Genomic DNA, 15,450 nt, shown 5'->3' with positions numbered 1-15,450 from the left:
CTCACACCTCTTACCGCGGCTTCTTGCCGAAGACCTTGATATATTCCGCTTCGCCGCCCTTGGCGAGCGCCTTGGCCTGCTTGACCCAGTCATCGCGCTCGATGCGGCCGCGGAAATTCAGGAAACCATCGACCCATTCGCGTTCGGCCTTCTTCCAACCCGCGATCTGCGAGAAGGTGAAAATGCCGATTTCGTTCAACGTTGCTTCGATCTTCGGACCAACGCCGGAAATCATCTTGAGATCATCGGGAGCGGCGGGCTTTTCGATGCCGGCCGGGCGATTCTTGTCGGTCAGCGACGGCTTTACAACGGCTTCAGCAACAGGTTTCGGCGCGGGTTCGGAAGCAGCCGTACCGGACAGCGGCTGAACTTCGGCAGCCTTCGCGTTCTTGGCCGATGCCTTGGGAGACGTTGCCGGCGTCTTCAGCGACGCGTTGGTCTCTGCATCGGTGCTCTTCGGGCGAGCGGCCTCGGAGGGCGGAACCGGCGCGCCGTCGACAGGCGCGGCAGCCGGGGCCTTCTTAACCCCAGTGCGGCTGACAGCAACATCGTCCAGCAGGGTCGTCGGGCCACCTTCGGGTGAGGACAGGTGACGGTCGATCTGCGGGCCGACCTTGACGCTCGCCCCATTTCCTGCCGCGAACGTATCGATGATTTCTTCCAGGCGCTCCGGCGTCAGATCCTCGTAGGTATCCTTGCCGATCATCACCATCGGAGCGTTGACGCAGGCCCCGAGACATTCGACCTCTTCCCAGGAGAGCGTGCCCTCGGCGTTGCGCTCGAACGGATGCTGGTGGATCTTGCTGCGGCAGACCCCCATCAGCTTTTCCGAACCGCGCAGCATGCAGGGCGTCGTGCCGCAGACCTGCACGTGAGCGCGGGTGCCGACGGGATGAAGCTGGAATTGGGTATAGAAGGTCGCGACTTCGAGGACACGGATATAGGCCATGTCCAGCATGTCGGCGATCTTTTCGATCGCCGGACGGGTGACCCAACCATCCTGCTCCTGCGCACGCATCAACAGCGGAATAACCGCGGACTGCTGACGGCCTGCGGGATATTTCTGAATCGTCTTTTCCGCCCAGACCGCATTTTCATCGCTGAAAGCGAATGCGGCCGGCTGGAATTGATCTTCGGCTAATCGACGAACGGACATTCTTCCTCACGCCTTGTCAGTTTAGCGTTCCACACCGCGAAGCAGTCAAAGACTGCATTTCACAGGCATAGGCCGACTGGTCTTTTTGCATAAACACCACGAACTTGCCGCCATTCGGCACGGCGGCCTTGATTTGATAGCCCTTGGACAAAAGATCGCCCATGGACGATTGCTCTGCCGGCGGCTGCGCTTCCTCATGGCCCAGCGGCGTGCCGAGCTTTCCGGCATCCTGCGCAAAGGCGGAGGAAGCCGAAAGAAGAAGTGCGGCTGCGAGCGGCAGAGCCTGCATCAGCGGTCCACCTCGCCGAACACGATGTCGAGCGAGCCGAGAACGGCCGCGACGTCGGCAAGCTGGTGGCCACGGCACATGAAGTCCATCGCCTGCAGGTGTGCATAACCCGGAGCGCGGATCTTGCAGCGGTAAGGCTTGTTGGTGCCGTCGGAGACGAGGTAGACGCCGAACTCACCCTTTGGCGCTTCGACGGCAGCATAAACTTCGCCGGCCGGAACGTGATAGCCTTCGGTATAAAGCTTGAAGTGGTGGATCAGCGCTTCCATCGACCGCTTCATCTCGCCGCGCTTCGGCGGAACGACCTTGCCGTCGATCGAGGAGAACGGTCCCGCCTTGGCATCACCGAGCAGGCGGTTCACGCACTGCTTCATGATCTTCACCGATTCGCGCATCTCGATCATGCGGATCAGGTAACGATCGTAGTTGTCGCCGTTCTTGCCGATCGGAATGTCGAACTCGAGATCCGAGTAGCATTCATAGGGCTGCGCGCGGCGCAGGTCCCAGGCAGCGCCCGAACCGCGCACCATGACGCCCGAGAAGCCCCAGGCCCAGCAATCTTCCAGCGAGACGACACCGATATCGACGTTACGCTGCTTGAAGATGCGGTTGCCGGTCAGAAGGTCGTCGATATCGTCGAGCTTGCCCGGGAATTGGTCGCACCACTTGCCGATATCCTGCACGAGCTCTTCCGGCAGGTCCTGATGGACACCGCCCGGACGGAAGTAAGCGGCGTGCATGCGTGAGCCGCTAGCACGCTCATAGAACACCATCAGCTTTTCGCGCTCTTCGAAGCCCCAAAGCGGCGGCGTCAGCGCACCGACGTCCATGGCCTGCGTCGTGACGTTCAGCAGGTGCGACAGAATACGACCGATTTCCGAGTAGAGCACGCGGATGAGCTGGCCGCGAATCGGGATCTCGATGCCGAGCAGCTTTTCGACCGCCATCGCATAGGCATGTTCCTGGTTCATCGGCGCCACGTAGTCGAGGCGGTCGAAGTAGGGAACGGCCTGCAGATAGGTCTTGGTCTCGATCAGCTTTTCGGTACCGCGGTGCAGCAGGCCGATATGCGGATCGACGCGCTCCACGATTTCGCCGTCAAGCTCCAGCACAAGACGCAGAACGCCGTGCGCTGCCGGATGCTGCGGCCCGAAATTGATGTTGAAGTTACGGACGTTATGTTCGGTCATGGCGATGGGCTCGCTTTTTCAGGTAGTCAGTGAACAGCAGGCTTTCGGCCCGCCACACGCCTCAAACTTACTGCTTCGCCTTTTCGTCGCCCGGCAGCACATATTCCGTGCCTTCCCAAGGGGACAAGAAATCGAAATTGCGGAATTCCTGCTTCAGTTCGACAGGTTCGTAAACGACGCGCTTTGCCGCATCGTCGTAGCGAACTTCAACGAAACCGGTCGTCGGGAAGTCCTTGCGCAGCGGATGGCCTTCGAAACCGTAGTCGGTCAGGATCCGGCGCAGGTCCGGGTGGCCGGTGAAGAGCACCCCGTACATGTCCCAGGTCTCGCGCTCGAACCAGTCGGCGCCCGGATAAACGGCGCAGGCGGACGGAACCGGCGTATCCTCGTCGGTCGCCACCTTCACGCGGATGCGCAGGTTCTGCTTCGGAGACAGAATATGATAGACGACATCGAAGCGCAGTTCGCGCTGCGGCCAGTCGACGCCGCAAATATCCGTCAGGTTGACGAAGCCGCATTTGGCGTCATCGCGCAGGAAGGTCAGCAGCGGAATAAGGTTATCGCCAGTCGTCGTCAGCGTCAGCTCGCCATATTTGAGCTGTGAGGCGGCAATCAGGTTGCCACGCGCTTCCGAAAGGTACGACGAAAGCTCAGTAAGGGCTTCGCTCATAATTCTCTGTCCTTACCCTTAGCGTTCGATCGTGCCGGTGCGGCGGATCTTCTTCTGCAGCAGAAGCACGCCGTAAAGCAGCGCCTCCGCCGTGGGGGGACAGCCCGGCACGTAGATATCGATCGGCACGACGCGGTCGCAACCGCGCACGACCGAATAGGAATAGTGGTAGTAGCCGCCGCCATTGGCGCAGGAGCCCATGGAGATGACGTAACGCGGCTCGGGCATCTGGTCGTAGACCTTACGGAGCGCAGGCGCCATCTTGTTGGTCAGCGTGCCGGCGACGATCATGACGTCGGACTGGCGCGGCGAGGCACGCGGGGCGAAGCCGAAACGCTCGACGTCGTAACGCGGCATGGAGAGCTGCATCATTTCGACGGCGCAGCAGGCAAGACCGAAGGTCATCCACATCAGCGAGCCGGTACGGGCCCAGTTGATCAGCTCATCGGTCGAGGTGACGAGAAAACCCTTGTCGGCGAGCTCGTTGTTGATCTCGCCGAAGAACGCGTCGTTGCTGCCGATCGGCTTGCCGGTGGAGGGATCGATAATCCCCTTCGGCTGCTGCGCTACGAGCGTCTGATTGCTAGCGGGGGCTACTCCCATTCCAGGGCTCCCTTCTTCCATTCATAGATAAAGCCGATGGTCAGCACGAAAAGGAAGACCATCATGGACCAGAAGCCGAACCAGCCGATGGCGCCGAAGGAAATGGCCCACGGGAAGAGGAAAGCGACTTCAAGGTCGAAGATGATGAAGAGAATCGACACGAGATAGAAGCGGATGTCGAACTTCATGCGAGCGTCGTCGAATGCGTTGAAGCCGCATTCATAAGCCGAAAGCTTTTCCGAATCGGGCGCCTTGAAGGCAACGGCAAACGGCGCAATGAGAAGCGCCAGGCCGATAACGAGCGCGATGCCGATGAAGATAGCGATCGGAATATAGGAACTGAGCAGTTCAGTCATCATGTTCATCCCTGCTTGCGGGCGGCGCCTGGCGGCGCAACTGGGCAAATGCCCGGCAAGCGAACGTGCGTTGCAACAAGCCGTGGTTAGCGCAGCCGGAGCCCCGGCGCAAGACTTTTACAGAAGCTATTCGAACAGCGTGAGACGGACATTATCAAGCAGATGCAACGATGTCGCGACAAATCCGCAAATGTCGTGGAAGGCCGCATGGCTGACCCTCGGAAACTGCATGGCTTTTCGGAGATAAATGGCGCGAGTGACGGGGCTCGAACCCGCGACCTCCGGCGTGACAGGCCGGCACTCTAACCGACTGAGCTACACCCGCGCATTGGACCTTTCGGACCGTGAGGATACCACGCAACCGGACAGACGGCGTCAAATTGACGCCTGCTTTGAAATGGCGCGAGTGACGGGGCTCGAACCCGCGACCTCCGGCGTGACAGGCCGGCACTCTAACCGACTGAGCTACACCCGCATTCTTTCAAGCAATCCGGTGCCTGAGCACCTTCTCCAAACGGGCTGGCCGTTGGGATGAGCGGCTAACTAAGGGGTTCGCCTTTTAGTGTCAAGCAGGTTTGGAGACAAAACCATGACAGTCCTGAAATTGTTTCGGAAAGCCTTCTCGATCCTCCCGGCAAATCGGCGATTCTGCTTTGCCTGCGGACCTCATATCCGTTGCGTCAGGTTTTCCACAAGCAGCCCGCACGGATGCTGCGGAGATGCCTGAAACGCCTCGGCCCGCGACAGAGCTTCGCAACGGAAGCTCGAATCGCATGCGCTCTCTCAGAGCCTGAAGTCGGGCAGCCGCCTCAGGCCTTGCCAGCATATTGCTCGTCGCTGACCTGCTCCAGCCAGTCGGCGACGCTGCCGTTCAATGCTTCCTGGATGGCGATATGGCTCATGGCGGTCTCGGGGCTTGCGCCATGCCAGTGCTTCTCGCCCGGCGGGAACCACACAACATCACCCGGGCGGATTTCCCTGATTTCCCCGCCCCATGTCTGAGCGAGGCCTCTGCCTGACGTAACGATCAGCGTCTGCCCCAGGGGGTGCGTATGCCAGGCAGTGCGCGCGCCCGGCTCGAAGGTCACGTGAGTGCCCCGCACGCGCGCCGGCTCCGGCGCCTCGACGAGCGGATCGAGACGAACTGAGCCGGTGAAATAATCGGCCTGGCCCTTCGTGGAAGGGCGCGAGCCTGTAGCCTTGATATCCATGATCTTTCCTGTTCTTCCGTCGTCTGCGGTTGAAGCCGTCGTGGACAAGGATATTTGATCGCAGCAGGCGATCCAAGCGCCATCGGCAATTGCCGCCCTACCCGGCGCCTGCTACTGCGAGGGCCTTTCATCACGAACGGAGGATTTCCATGAAACATCATGCTTTTGGCCGCCTGCCCTTTACCGTCACCGATGTGGGCTTCGGCGCCTGGCAGATCGGCGGCTCCTGGGGCGATGTCAGCGAAGCGGACGGCCGCGCTGCCTTGAATGCCGCGCTCGACGCCGGCATGACCTTCATCGATACCGCCGACGTCTATGGCGACGGCCGTTCCGAAAAGATCATTGCCGAAGTGCTGAAGGCGCGCGGCGGTGAACGCCCGATGGTCGCGACCAAGGCCGGCCGCCGTCTGAACCCGCATGTCGCTGATGGCTACACCAAGGCCAATCTGGAAGGCTTCATCGACCGCAGCCTGAAAAACCTGCAGGTCGACAGCCTCGATCTCGTGCAGCTCCACTGCCCGCCGACGGAAGTGCTCTATCGCCCGGAAGTCTTCGCAGGTCTGGACGAGCTGCAGAAGGCCGGCAAGATCAAGGGCTACGGCGTCAGCGTCGAGAAGGTCGAGGAAGCACTGAAAGCGATCGAATATCCCGGCGTCGTCAGCATCCAGATCATCTACAACATCTTCCGCCAGCGTCCCGATCATCTGTTCTTCAGCGAAGCCCGCCGCAAGAACGTGGCGATCATCGCCCGCGTGCCGCTCGCCAGCGGCCTGCTCTCCGGCAAGATCACCCGCGACACGAAGTTCGCAAGCGACGACCACCGCAACTTCAACCGAAATGGCGAAGCCTTCGATGTCGGCGAGACCTTCTCGGGCGTGCCCTTCGAGGTCGGCCTGCAGGCCGTCGAGGAAGTACGCAAACTGGTGCCGGCGGGTGCGAGCATGGCCGCCTTTGCGCTGCGCTGGATCCTGATGGCAGAGGCCGTCACGGTCGTCATCCCCGGCGCACGCAATGCCGAGCAGGCCAAGGCCAATGCGGCCGCCGCCGATCTTGCGCCGCTCTCGGCTGACGTCATGGCGGCGACACGCGAGATTTACAAGCGACTGATCGCACCGCATGTCCATCAGCGCTGGTAGGCCCTGACTGATTGCTCAGGCCCGGCCGGCCAAGACGGCCGGGCCTGATCTATCCATCCGGCCCGTGCTGGATCACACCGTTACGACAATCTTGCCGAACTGCTCGTTCGATTCCAGGAAGCGGTGCGCCTCGACGATCTGCTCGAAGGGGAATGTCCTTGATATGACGGGTTTGAGAGCACCGGATGCGAACCCTTCCAGAATAAACCGCTTTGCCGCGTCCAGCCGGGCCGGATCGCGGGTGATTTCGTGAACGAGATAGCCGCGCAGCGTCAGACATTTTCCGAGCACGGCAGGCAGAGGAAAGGGCGTCGGCGCCGAGCTCAGTCCGCCATATTCGATGAGAATGCCGCCCGATGACATTGCTGCCGTCAGCGGTCCGAAGATCGGGCCTGCCACGGCGTCGAAGACGACCCGCACACCGTCCGCCCCGGCGATTTCCCTCAGCCGCATTTCAAGGTCCTCCTCCTGCGATGCAATGACATGCGCGGCACCGACATCCTGCAATGACTGACGTTTCGCCGCGGTCCTCGTGATCGCGATCGGCGTGGCACCCACCATGTTGACGATCTGGATCGCAGCAAGCCCCACGCTGCTCGATGCCGCGGTAACGGCAATGAAATCACCCTTCTGCAGCCGAGCAATATCGATAAGAGCGCCATAGGCCGTGAGATATTGCATCCAAATCGCGGCTGCCGCCACCCAGGAGAGCGACGGCGGGTGCCTGACTACGTATTCAGCGGGAAATGCGACCAGTTCGCCATAAGCCGGTGTGCGCACCATGGAGATCGGCGGAATGATGCTGACGCCGTCACCCGGCGCAAAGCCATCCACGCCCTCGCCTACCGCCTCGACGATGCCGGCCGCTTCGAGGCCCAGGCCAGATGGCAGAGGCGCAGTCTCGATGTAGTTGCCGGACCGAAGCAGCGCCTCGGCTCTGTTGATGCCCAGCGCCTTGACGCGGATTTGAACCTGCCCCGGCCCGGGTGCCGGCACATCTACATCCTCGATGCGAAGAACCTCGGGACCACCCAGCTCGTGGAAGCGGATTATGCGTGCCATTTCGATCGACTCCAAAACAATTGAACCGAATGAGCTATGACAAGCGGACTGCAGAAGATAAATTGGCCAGAAAGCAAGACAGAAGAAACCATGGGTTTGCAATATGGATCGTCTCACCAGCATGACCGTCTTCGTGAAGGCTGTGGATCTGGGCTCGTTTGCGGCAGCGGCAGCAGCACTCGGCCTATCTGGCCCCATGGTCGGCAAGCACATCCGCTTTCTTGAGGAGCGATTGGGGGTCAGCCTTATCAGCCGGACGACACGCCGCCAGAGCCTGACGGATTTCGGACGCGCCTATTATGAGCGCTGTCGGATGATCCTTGCCGAGACGGAAGCGGCGGATGCGCTCGCGATCGATCATCTTTCCGAACCATGCGGCAAGCTGCGTGTCACCATGCCCGTGCATTTTGGGCGTCATTGCGTGCTTCCGGTTCTGATCGAGCTTGCAAAGCGATATCCGAACCTCGAACTCGATCTGTCGCTCAGCGATCCCGTTACCGATCTCGCCGATGACGGTTACGATCTCGCGATCCGGACCGGCGAACTGGCAGACAGGTCAGGCATTATCGCGCGCCGCGTCGCGCGCCAGCGCATGGTGGTCTGCGCCTCAGCGAGCTATCTCGATGCGCATGGTAGACCTGAGCAGATCGAAGATATCGGCAGGCACAATGCGATCATCTACGCACGCTCTGCCCGCTTCAGCCCATGGCTCTTCCCGCATGGCGACCAGCCTCCGGTGGAAGTTCGGCCGAACAGCCGATTGCGGCTCGACGATCTCGATGCGATTGCAGATGCGGCAACGGCCGGCATGGGGCTTGCCTGGCTGCCTTACTGGCTCATCCGCGACCGTGTGCAGGCTGGAGCGCTGGAAGTGCTGCTGCCGGGTCAGCCGGAGTTTCTCTATGACTGCCATGCGCTTTGGCTGCAGACACCGCACCTGCCGCTCAGGATCCGTCTTGCCGTCGACGCATTGGCGGCCGCACTGCCCAAATTCATGGTCTAGGTCCGTCGGGTCGTCAGTGTGATTGAGCCAAAGAAAAAGGCCGGGCAAAACCCGGCCTTTCCATTTCGCGGGAATGCGAACTCAGTTCGTAGCGGTCAGGTTGACCGGGAAGAACAGGGTTTCGCCCGAGGAGTCGCTCACACCGTCATTGTCGGTCACAGCATAGGCCTTGCCTGATGCGTCGAAGGCAAAACCTTCCAGCTTGTCGAGAACATAGCCATTGGTGGCCGACTTCAGGTCACCGATGAAATCATGGGCTTCCGTCTTCTTGACGACCGGCAGTTCGGCCCCGAGCTTGCCGGGCTTCAGGTCGGAGATTGCGACCTTATAGAGCTTCTTCAGCTTGGCCGCATCGCCGACGAGGTTGTCGCGCTCGATGATGTAGACGCTGTCGCCCTGGGCGGTGATTTCGGAGAGGCCGACCCAGCCGCTCTCGGTCTTGTCGAGCGGGTAGCGCACGCCGCCCCATTCCTTCTTCTTCGGGTTGTAGGAGAGGAGCTTCACAAAGCCCTTCTCGTCATCGTTCCACTCGCGCTGAACGGCCATCCACAGCGTTGCGTCGTCGCCGGTGCCGATGATCGTGACACCTTCGAAGCCGTAGCGGATTTCGTTGGCGAGCAACTCCTTCGGCAGAGCGATCTCGGTCTTGATGTCGCCCTTGGCGGTAACATTGTAGAGCGCATGCGGAACCAGGCGCTCGGTATAGCCTTCCGAAGCCAGCCAGAAGGAGCCGTCGGCGGCAACAGCGATGCCTTCGATATCGAGCTTCTGGGCCGGAGCGCCGTCACGCTTGACGACCAGCGCATCGGTGATGACGGCCGGCTTCTTGGTGGCGTCGATCGTGTAGATCGTCGGCTGCGAGCCTAGGACGCTGTCGCTGACGGCGTAGAGCATGCCCGGCTTCCCCGGAACGGCGGCGAGCCCCGAAAGGGCTGCAAAGCCGATCGGATTGCCGTCCTTCTCGGCGGAGACAATGTGCGGATAGGCCTTCTCGCCTTCGCCGCGCTCGTAGATCATCACGTGCGAACGCGCACCGCCGTCTTTGCCGAGGTCGAGTTCATTGGCGGTCGCAAGCAGGTTACGCTGCGGAATGGCGATCGCGCCTTCCGGAGAAATACCCGACGGCAGGATCTGCAGCAGTTCCGGATCGGCGCCCGTGTCCTTGTAGACGCCGACGACGGAAGCGCGCTCGGCGAGCAGGAAGAACAGGTTGTCAGTGCCGAACTTGGCCGCTTCGAGACCTTCCGGCTCGACGCCCTTCGACGAGGAGCGGCTTTCCGGATAGTGGCCGATAGCGGCGACGGCACGCTCGAAGGAGCTGCCGGATTCGAAGAGGACCTTGCCGGTCTTGTCGAAGATGGTGAAGCCGCGCGAACCGCCTTCATAATCGCCTTCGTTGGCGACGACGAGACGGTTGTCGTCCAGCCACTTTACGGCGTCGGGCTCGCGATGGATGCCCTTCTTCTCGCCGGTAAATTTCAGGGCGCCGTCACGTTTGGTGTCGATGCCGGTGAGATCAACGGTGCCGGCAGAGAAGTGCGTCTTCACTGTGCCGGTCGTGCCGTCGAGGATGATGATCTCGTTGTTTTCCTGCAGGGTCAGGGCGATTTCGTTCTGGCTGTTGAAGGCAACGAATTCCGGCTCCGGATCCTCCGGGGCAACGCCGGCGAGACCGGCCAGGGCAACGTGCTTGATTGTGCCACAATCGACGGTACCGTCGGTCTTGACCTGGAAGACGACGAGGTCGCCTGCCGGCATCTGCGGGATCTTGCCGTCGTTGACATCTTCGTCGCGCTCGTTTTCGATCGCGATAGTGCCGAGCGTCCTATCCTTGCTGAGGGCGATCGAATCAGGCTGGCCGCCGAGATCGCAGGTGGCATCGATCTTCTTACCGGCGATATCGACGATCGCCAGACGGCCTGACGGCTTCTGCTTGCTTTCGCCGGTGTTGACGGCGACGAGCGCCTTGCCGGCTGCAGTCGTGACCGAGGTCGGTTCACCGTCCATCATCAGCGCGCCGCCGGCCTTGGGTGCCTTAGCATCGGTGATGTCGATGAAGCCGATCGCGCCGAGCGGGCTGTCGCTGTAGATCAGCGTGTTGCCATCCTGCGAAGCGGTAATGATTTCGGCCGAAGTGGCCGAAAGCTTGTCCTTGTCAGCCGGCAGGTTGGTCGCGACCGGGAAAGAGGCGATGCGGTTGAAAACCGGCTCAGCCGCTGCCGGGAAGGCAACGGATGCAAAAAGCATGGCAGCGAGCGCTGCCTTGCGCGAAGACAATGTCATTGAAAATCCCCCAATGTCGAAAAAATCGAACAGAGGTTTTTTGCGGGACTGCCATGACAGACACATGACAGCCTGCGACATTTTGTACGGTTTGCGTCAGGCCGCCTGCCGTTCGCGACGCATCTCGCTGCGCATGATGAAGAGCGACGCGGCGAGGATGAGCGCAGCGCCGAGCCACAGATAACCAGCCGGCGCATAGCCGAAGAAAAGCCAGCCGGCGAGCACGTTCAGCGGCAGCTTCAGGTCGTCGAAAGGCTGCACATAGGCAGCGTCGGCGCTGGCATAGGCGAGCGTCAGCAGATATTGCGCCACGACCGTCAGGAGGCCTGCCAGAAGGAAGAGAGCAAGTGCGGCGCCCGTCGGCACCACAAAGCCTGCCGCGAGCGCCAGGCCGCCATTGATCGGCGTCAGCAGCACCAGAAGCCACACGGTGATCGTCTCCGGCTTCTCAATGCCGGTCAGGCTCTTGGTGATGAGCGAGGAGGCGCCCCAAAGCAAAGCCGAGATAACAGGCAGAAGTGCTGCCCAGGTGAAGCTGTCCGACCATGGCTGGAGGATGATCATGGCGCCGATAAAGCCGACACCTGTCGCCATCCAGCGAGCGGGGCCAACACGCTCGCCGAGGAAAAGGCGTGCGCCGAGAATGATGAAAAAGGGCGAGGTCATGACGAGTGCGATCGCCTGCCAGATCGGCACGGAGGCGAGGCCGGAGACCCAGGCCTCGACGCCGAGCGCAGCAAGGACGACACGCACGATATGCCGCCAGGGATAATCCGTGCGCATGGCAGAAAGGCCGACCTTGCGCAGGAAGGGCAACGAGAAAAGAAAAGCGAAGCCATATTGCCAGAAGGCTGCGGAGGCCGCCGGGAAGGCAAGCGTCATCGTGAGCCATTGGGTGACGACATTGAGGAGCGAGAAGACGACGCCTCCAAGCACCATGAAGGCTGCACCGGCGAAGGCGCGGGAGTGCGAAACTGCAAGGGAATTCTGATTCATGTCTTCCATCCGGAATAGGGACCAAACATAAATCAGGACGCATGAGGTTACAGAACGCAGACGCAGACAGATCCCTGCCCGCGCGCGGCCATGCTCATTCTCTTTCATCCGGACTCTAACCGTCGGCTCCGGAATCACACCGGATCTGCTGACCCTTCCCAAACCAAGGCTTCGGAAGGCGCTCGCGGGCTCAGGCCGTAGCCCTTACCGCCGGTGGGGACTTTCACCCCGCCCTGAGAACATCGCCGTCGTAAGACAAAGCGCTGCATGCCGCAAGCGATCAAAAACAAAAAGGGGTCCGGCGATGCCGAACCCCCCTCGAAATCCTGCGCGACCGTTCTCGTTTACGGCCGGCGGACAATCTCGTATCAGCCGTTGACGGCGTCCTTCAGGCCCTTGCCGGGCGTGAACTTCGGCACGTTGCGTGCCGGAATGTCAACTTCGGCGCCGGTCGACGGGTTGCGACCCTTCGTGGCAGCGCGATGAGAAACCGTGAAGCTGCCGAAGCCAGCGAGACGGATGTCGCCCTTGTTCTTCAGCTCGGCCTGCACAACATCAAAAACTGCGTCTACGGCAGATGCTGCGTCAGACTTCGTCAGTCCAGCCTTTTCGGCTACTGCGGACACGAGTTCATTCTTGTTCATGTTTCCACCCCTTTCTAAATGGTTTGAAACAACTCAATCTGTAAGCTAGGCGCAGAAATCGCTTTCATCAGGCCCGCCGAGAACCCAAAAACCCTGCAAATCAAGGAAAAGCAAGCGTCTACATGACGTTTTCACAAAAAAGGCCGGCGTTTCCGCCGGCCTTTTTCAGGATTTGCAACAATTGGGCATAAATGTGGCCGCCAAAGCTCAATGAGCGATGGCTGCACCTGCATCATCGAGCCCTTCGACAGTCGCGATGACGGGCGTTTCCACCGTACCATCCCACTCGATCGGCTCGGGACGACGGACCAGCGCATGCTTGATCACTTCGCCCATACGGGAGACCGGAATGATCTCCATGTTGTTCTTCACGTTGTCAGGAATCTCTGCCAGATCCTTGGCATTCTCTTCCGGAATCAGCACCTTCTTGATGCCGCCGCGCAGTGCCGCGAGCAGCTTTTCCTTCAGGCCACCGATCGGCAGGACACGGCCACGCAGGGTGATTTCACCCGTCATTGCCACATCCTTGTTGACCGGAATGCCGGTCATGATCGAGACGATCGCGGTTGCCATCGCGACACCGGCAGACGGACCATCCTTCGGCGTTGCGCCTTCCGGCACGTGTACGTGGATGTCGCTCTTGTCGAAGAGCGGCGGCTGGATGCCGAAATCGACGGCGCGCGAGCGGACGTAAGACGCCGCTGCCGAGATCGATTCCTTCATCACTTCCTTCAGGTTGCCGGTGACGGTCATGCGGCCCTTGCCGGGCATCATGACACCTTCGATCGTCAGCAGCTCGCCGCCGACTTCCGTCCAGGCAAGACCCGTGACCACGCCGACCTGATCCTCACGCTCGGCTTCGCCGTGGCGGAAGCGCGGAACGCCAAGATAATCGTCGATATTCGCTGCCGTGACATGAACCGACTTCGCCTTGCCCTTGATGATCTCGGTGACCGCCTTGCGGGCGAGCTTCATCAATTCGCGTTCGAAGTTACGGACACCGGCTTCGCGGGTATACTGCTGGCTGATTGCCATCAGGGCATCGTCGCTGACCGAGAATTCGCTCGGCTGCAGCGCATGTTCCTTGATGGCCTTCGGCAGCAGGTGCCGCTTGGCGATCTCGCGCTTTTCGTCTTCGGTGTAGCCGGCGATACGGATGATTTCCATGCGGTCCATCAGCGGAGCCGGGATGTTCAGCGTATTCGCCGTCGTGATGAACATCACGTCCGACAGGTCGTATTCGACTTCCAGGTAGTGGTCCATGAAGGTCGAGTTCTGAGCCGGATCGAGTACCTCGAGCAAAGCCGAAGACGGATCGCCGCGATAGTCCTGGCCGAGCTTGTCGATCTCATCGAGCAAGAAGAGCGGGTTGGACTTCTTCGCCTTCTTCATCGACTGGATAACCTTGCCGGGCATCGAACCGATATAGGTGCGGCGGTGGCCGCGAATTTCGGCTTCGTCACGGACGCCGCCGAGAGCCATGCGGACATATTCGCGGCCGGTTGCCTTGGCAATCGACTGGGCGAGCGAGGTCTTGCCTACGCCCGGAGGGCCGACGAGGCAAAGGATGGGACCCTTGATCTTGGTGGCGCGAGCCTGGACCGCCAGATACTCGACGATGCGCTCCTTGACCTTCTCGAGACCGAAGTGATCGGCTTCAAGGATCTTCTCGGCATTGTTGAGATCGGCCTTGATCTTCGACTTCTTGCCCCAGGGAATACCGAGCAGCCAGTCCAGATAGTTGCGCACGACAGTGGCTTCAGCCGACATCGGGCTCATCTGGCGCAGCTTCTTCAGCTCCGCATCGGCCTTTTCACGGGCTTCCTTGGACAGTTTGGTCTTGGCGATGCGCTCTTCCAGTTCGCTCATCTCGTCGCGGCCTTCCTCGCCGTCGCCGAGTTCCTTCTGGATCGCCTTCATCTGCTCATTCAGGTAGTATTCGCGCTGGGTCTTCTCCATCTGGCGCTTGACGCGCGAGCGGATGCGCTTTTCGACCTGCAGGACCGAGATCTCGCCTTCCATGAAGCCAAGCGCCTTTTCGAGGCGAGCCTTGACGCTGGTGGTTTCCAGCATCTCCTGCTTCTCGGTGATCTTGATCGACAGGTGCGAAGCAACCGTATCGGCGAGCTTCGAATAGTCGTCGATCTGGCTGGCCGCACCGACAACCTCGGGCGAAATCTTCTTGTTGAGCTTCACGTAGCTCTCGAATTCCGACACAACGGAACGCGACAAGGCTTCCAGTTCGACCGGATCGTCATGCGGCTCTTCGAGCACATGGCCGAGGGCTTCGTAGAAATCCTCGCGGCTCGTATAGGTATCGATCTCGGCGCGGGCACGGCCTTCGACCAGAACCTTTACGGTGCCGTCAGGCAGCTTCAGGAGCTGCAGCACGTTCGCAACTGTACCGACGCGATGGATCGCTGACGGGTCCGGATCATCATCGCTGGCGTTAATCTGGGTGACCAGCATGATCTGCTTGTCGGAACCCATGACCTCTTCGAGCGCGCGGATCGACTTTTCCCGTCCGACGAACAGCGGGACGATCATATGGGGGAATACCACGATGTCGCGCAGGGGGAGAACAGGATAGGCGGTGCTGGTGCTCGCTACAGACGTTTTCTTCGTCATTTTTATTCCTTTCCATCGTCCCGTTACCGGGCTCTTTGGCGCGGCCGCTTGGGACCGGCCGGCACTCTCACTTGCTGTTACAAGTGGAGGTTCTGACTACGCTTTTCAAGCCACGTTAACGCCCGCGTTCCACGGTTGTGACAGCTTTATTACATGGAACGCCAACACAATGAAGCGCCTATCTGGAGCGACGCTTACCATTTCCGAACCGCCTAAAATAACA

At 60.5% G+C, this 15,450-nt stretch carries 14 protein-coding genes, 2 tRNA genes and 1 riboswitch; of the genes, 2 read left to right on the top strand and 14 right to left on the bottom strand.

Translation table 11 applies throughout. The features are described from left to right. Window positions 1–10 precede the first annotated feature (10 nt). The 9 genes from J2X71_RS15800 to J2X71_RS15760 form a co-directional block, all read right to left on the bottom strand. Entirely contained in the window at window positions 11–1,156 is a 1,146-nt protein-coding gene (locus J2X71_RS15800; RefSeq protein WP_113324444.1) for an NADH-quinone oxidoreductase subunit E, read from the bottom strand. A gap of 16 nt (window positions 1,157–1,172) precedes the next feature. Continuing rightward, the gene (locus J2X71_RS15795) at window positions 1,173–1,445 is read right to left on the bottom strand and encodes a hypothetical protein (protein WP_113324445.1); all 273 of its coding nucleotides are present in this window, start codon (window positions 1,443–1,445) and stop codon (window positions 1,173–1,175) included. After that, window positions 1,445–2,635 carry an NADH-quinone oxidoreductase subunit D gene (locus tag J2X71_RS15790; RefSeq protein ID WP_113324446.1) on the bottom strand — a complete coding sequence of 397 codons (1,191 nt, stop codon included), beginning with the start codon at window positions 2,633–2,635 and terminating at the stop codon, window positions 1,445–1,447. The genes J2X71_RS15795 and J2X71_RS15790 overlap by 1 nt, the downstream gene beginning before the upstream one ends. Window positions 2,636–2,702: 67 nt before the next feature. After that, window positions 2,703–3,305: an NADH-quinone oxidoreductase subunit C gene (locus tag J2X71_RS15785; RefSeq protein ID WP_007823880.1), complete on the bottom strand. Its 603-nt coding sequence runs from the start codon at window positions 3,303–3,305 to the stop codon at window positions 2,703–2,705. 18 nt (window positions 3,306–3,323) lie between these two features. Next, the gene (locus tag J2X71_RS15780) at window positions 3,324–3,908 is read right to left on the bottom strand and encodes an NADH-quinone oxidoreductase subunit B family protein (protein WP_037096229.1); all 585 of its coding nucleotides are present in this window, start codon (window positions 3,906–3,908) and stop codon (window positions 3,324–3,326) included. Further along, window positions 3,899–4,264, bottom strand: a complete 366-nt coding sequence (locus tag J2X71_RS15775; RefSeq protein WP_113324478.1) for an NADH-quinone oxidoreductase subunit A — start codon at window positions 4,262–4,264, stop codon at window positions 3,899–3,901. The genes J2X71_RS15780 and J2X71_RS15775 overlap by 10 nt, the downstream gene beginning before the upstream one ends. Window positions 4,265–4,512: 248 nt before the next feature. After that, window positions 4,513–4,589 (bottom strand) — tRNA-Asp (locus tag J2X71_RS15770). A gap of 73 nt (window positions 4,590–4,662) precedes the next feature. Further along, a tRNA-Asp gene (locus J2X71_RS15765) sits at window positions 4,663–4,739 on the bottom strand. Window positions 4,740–5,073: 334 nt separating this feature from the next. Next, window positions 5,074–5,475 carry a cupin domain-containing protein gene (locus tag J2X71_RS15760; protein WP_113324447.1) on the bottom strand — a complete coding sequence of 134 codons (402 nt, stop codon included), beginning with the start codon at window positions 5,473–5,475 and terminating at the stop codon, window positions 5,074–5,076. A gap of 149 nt (window positions 5,476–5,624) precedes the next feature. On the opposite strand from J2X71_RS15760, the gene J2X71_RS15755 reads away from it, so the two are divergent. After that, the gene (locus tag J2X71_RS15755) at window positions 5,625–6,611 is read left to right on the top strand and encodes an aldo/keto reductase (protein ID WP_310382960.1); all 987 of its coding nucleotides are present in this window, start codon (window positions 5,625–5,627) and stop codon (window positions 6,609–6,611) included. Window positions 6,612–6,683: 72 nt separating this feature from the next. Here J2X71_RS15755 and J2X71_RS15750 read toward each other — a convergent pair whose 3' ends face one another. Then, window positions 6,684–7,673, bottom strand: a complete 990-nt coding sequence (locus J2X71_RS15750) for a zinc-dependent alcohol dehydrogenase family protein (RefSeq protein WP_310382959.1) — start codon at window positions 7,671–7,673, stop codon at window positions 6,684–6,686. A gap of 103 nt (window positions 7,674–7,776) precedes the next feature. Here J2X71_RS15750 and J2X71_RS15745 point away from each other — a divergent pair, with 103 nt between their 5' ends. Continuing rightward, window positions 7,777–8,676: a LysR substrate-binding domain-containing protein gene (locus tag J2X71_RS15745; RefSeq protein WP_310382958.1), complete on the top strand. Its 900-nt coding sequence runs from the start codon at window positions 7,777–7,779 to the stop codon at window positions 8,674–8,676. A gap of 81 nt (window positions 8,677–8,757) precedes the next feature. Here the strand turns inward: J2X71_RS15745 and J2X71_RS15740 are convergent, their stop codons facing one another. From J2X71_RS15740 to lon, 4 genes are all read right to left on the bottom strand, one after another. Continuing rightward, the gene (locus J2X71_RS15740) at window positions 8,758–10,959 is read right to left on the bottom strand and encodes an esterase-like activity of phytase family protein (protein WP_310382957.1); all 2,202 of its coding nucleotides are present in this window, start codon (window positions 10,957–10,959) and stop codon (window positions 8,758–8,760) included. Between the two features lie 96 nt (window positions 10,960–11,055). Then, window positions 11,056–11,955, bottom strand: coding sequence for a DMT family transporter (locus J2X71_RS15735; protein ID WP_310382956.1), 900 nt, complete (start codon window positions 11,953–11,955; stop codon window positions 11,056–11,058). A 92-nt stretch (window positions 11,956–12,047) separates the two neighbouring features. Continuing rightward, window positions 12,048–12,200, bottom strand: a riboswitch (FMN riboswitch). A gap of 123 nt (window positions 12,201–12,323) precedes the next feature. Continuing rightward, window positions 12,324–12,599: a DNA-binding protein HupB gene (hupB, locus tag J2X71_RS15730; RefSeq protein WP_003558438.1), complete on the bottom strand. Its 276-nt coding sequence runs from the start codon at window positions 12,597–12,599 to the stop codon at window positions 12,324–12,326. A 207-nt stretch (window positions 12,600–12,806) separates the two neighbouring features. Next, window positions 12,807–15,227: an endopeptidase La gene (gene lon, locus J2X71_RS15725; RefSeq protein ID WP_310382955.1), complete on the bottom strand. Its 2,421-nt coding sequence runs from the start codon at window positions 15,225–15,227 to the stop codon at window positions 12,807–12,809. Window positions 15,228–15,450 lie beyond the last annotated feature (223 nt).

It is taken from the genome of Rhizobium sp. 1399, assembly GCF_031455475.1.
GTDB lineage: Bacteria > Pseudomonadota > Alphaproteobacteria > Rhizobiales > Rhizobiaceae > Rhizobium.
The sequence above is the reverse complement of the archived record's forward strand: the minus strand, read 5'-3'. Positions and strand labels throughout refer to the sequence as shown.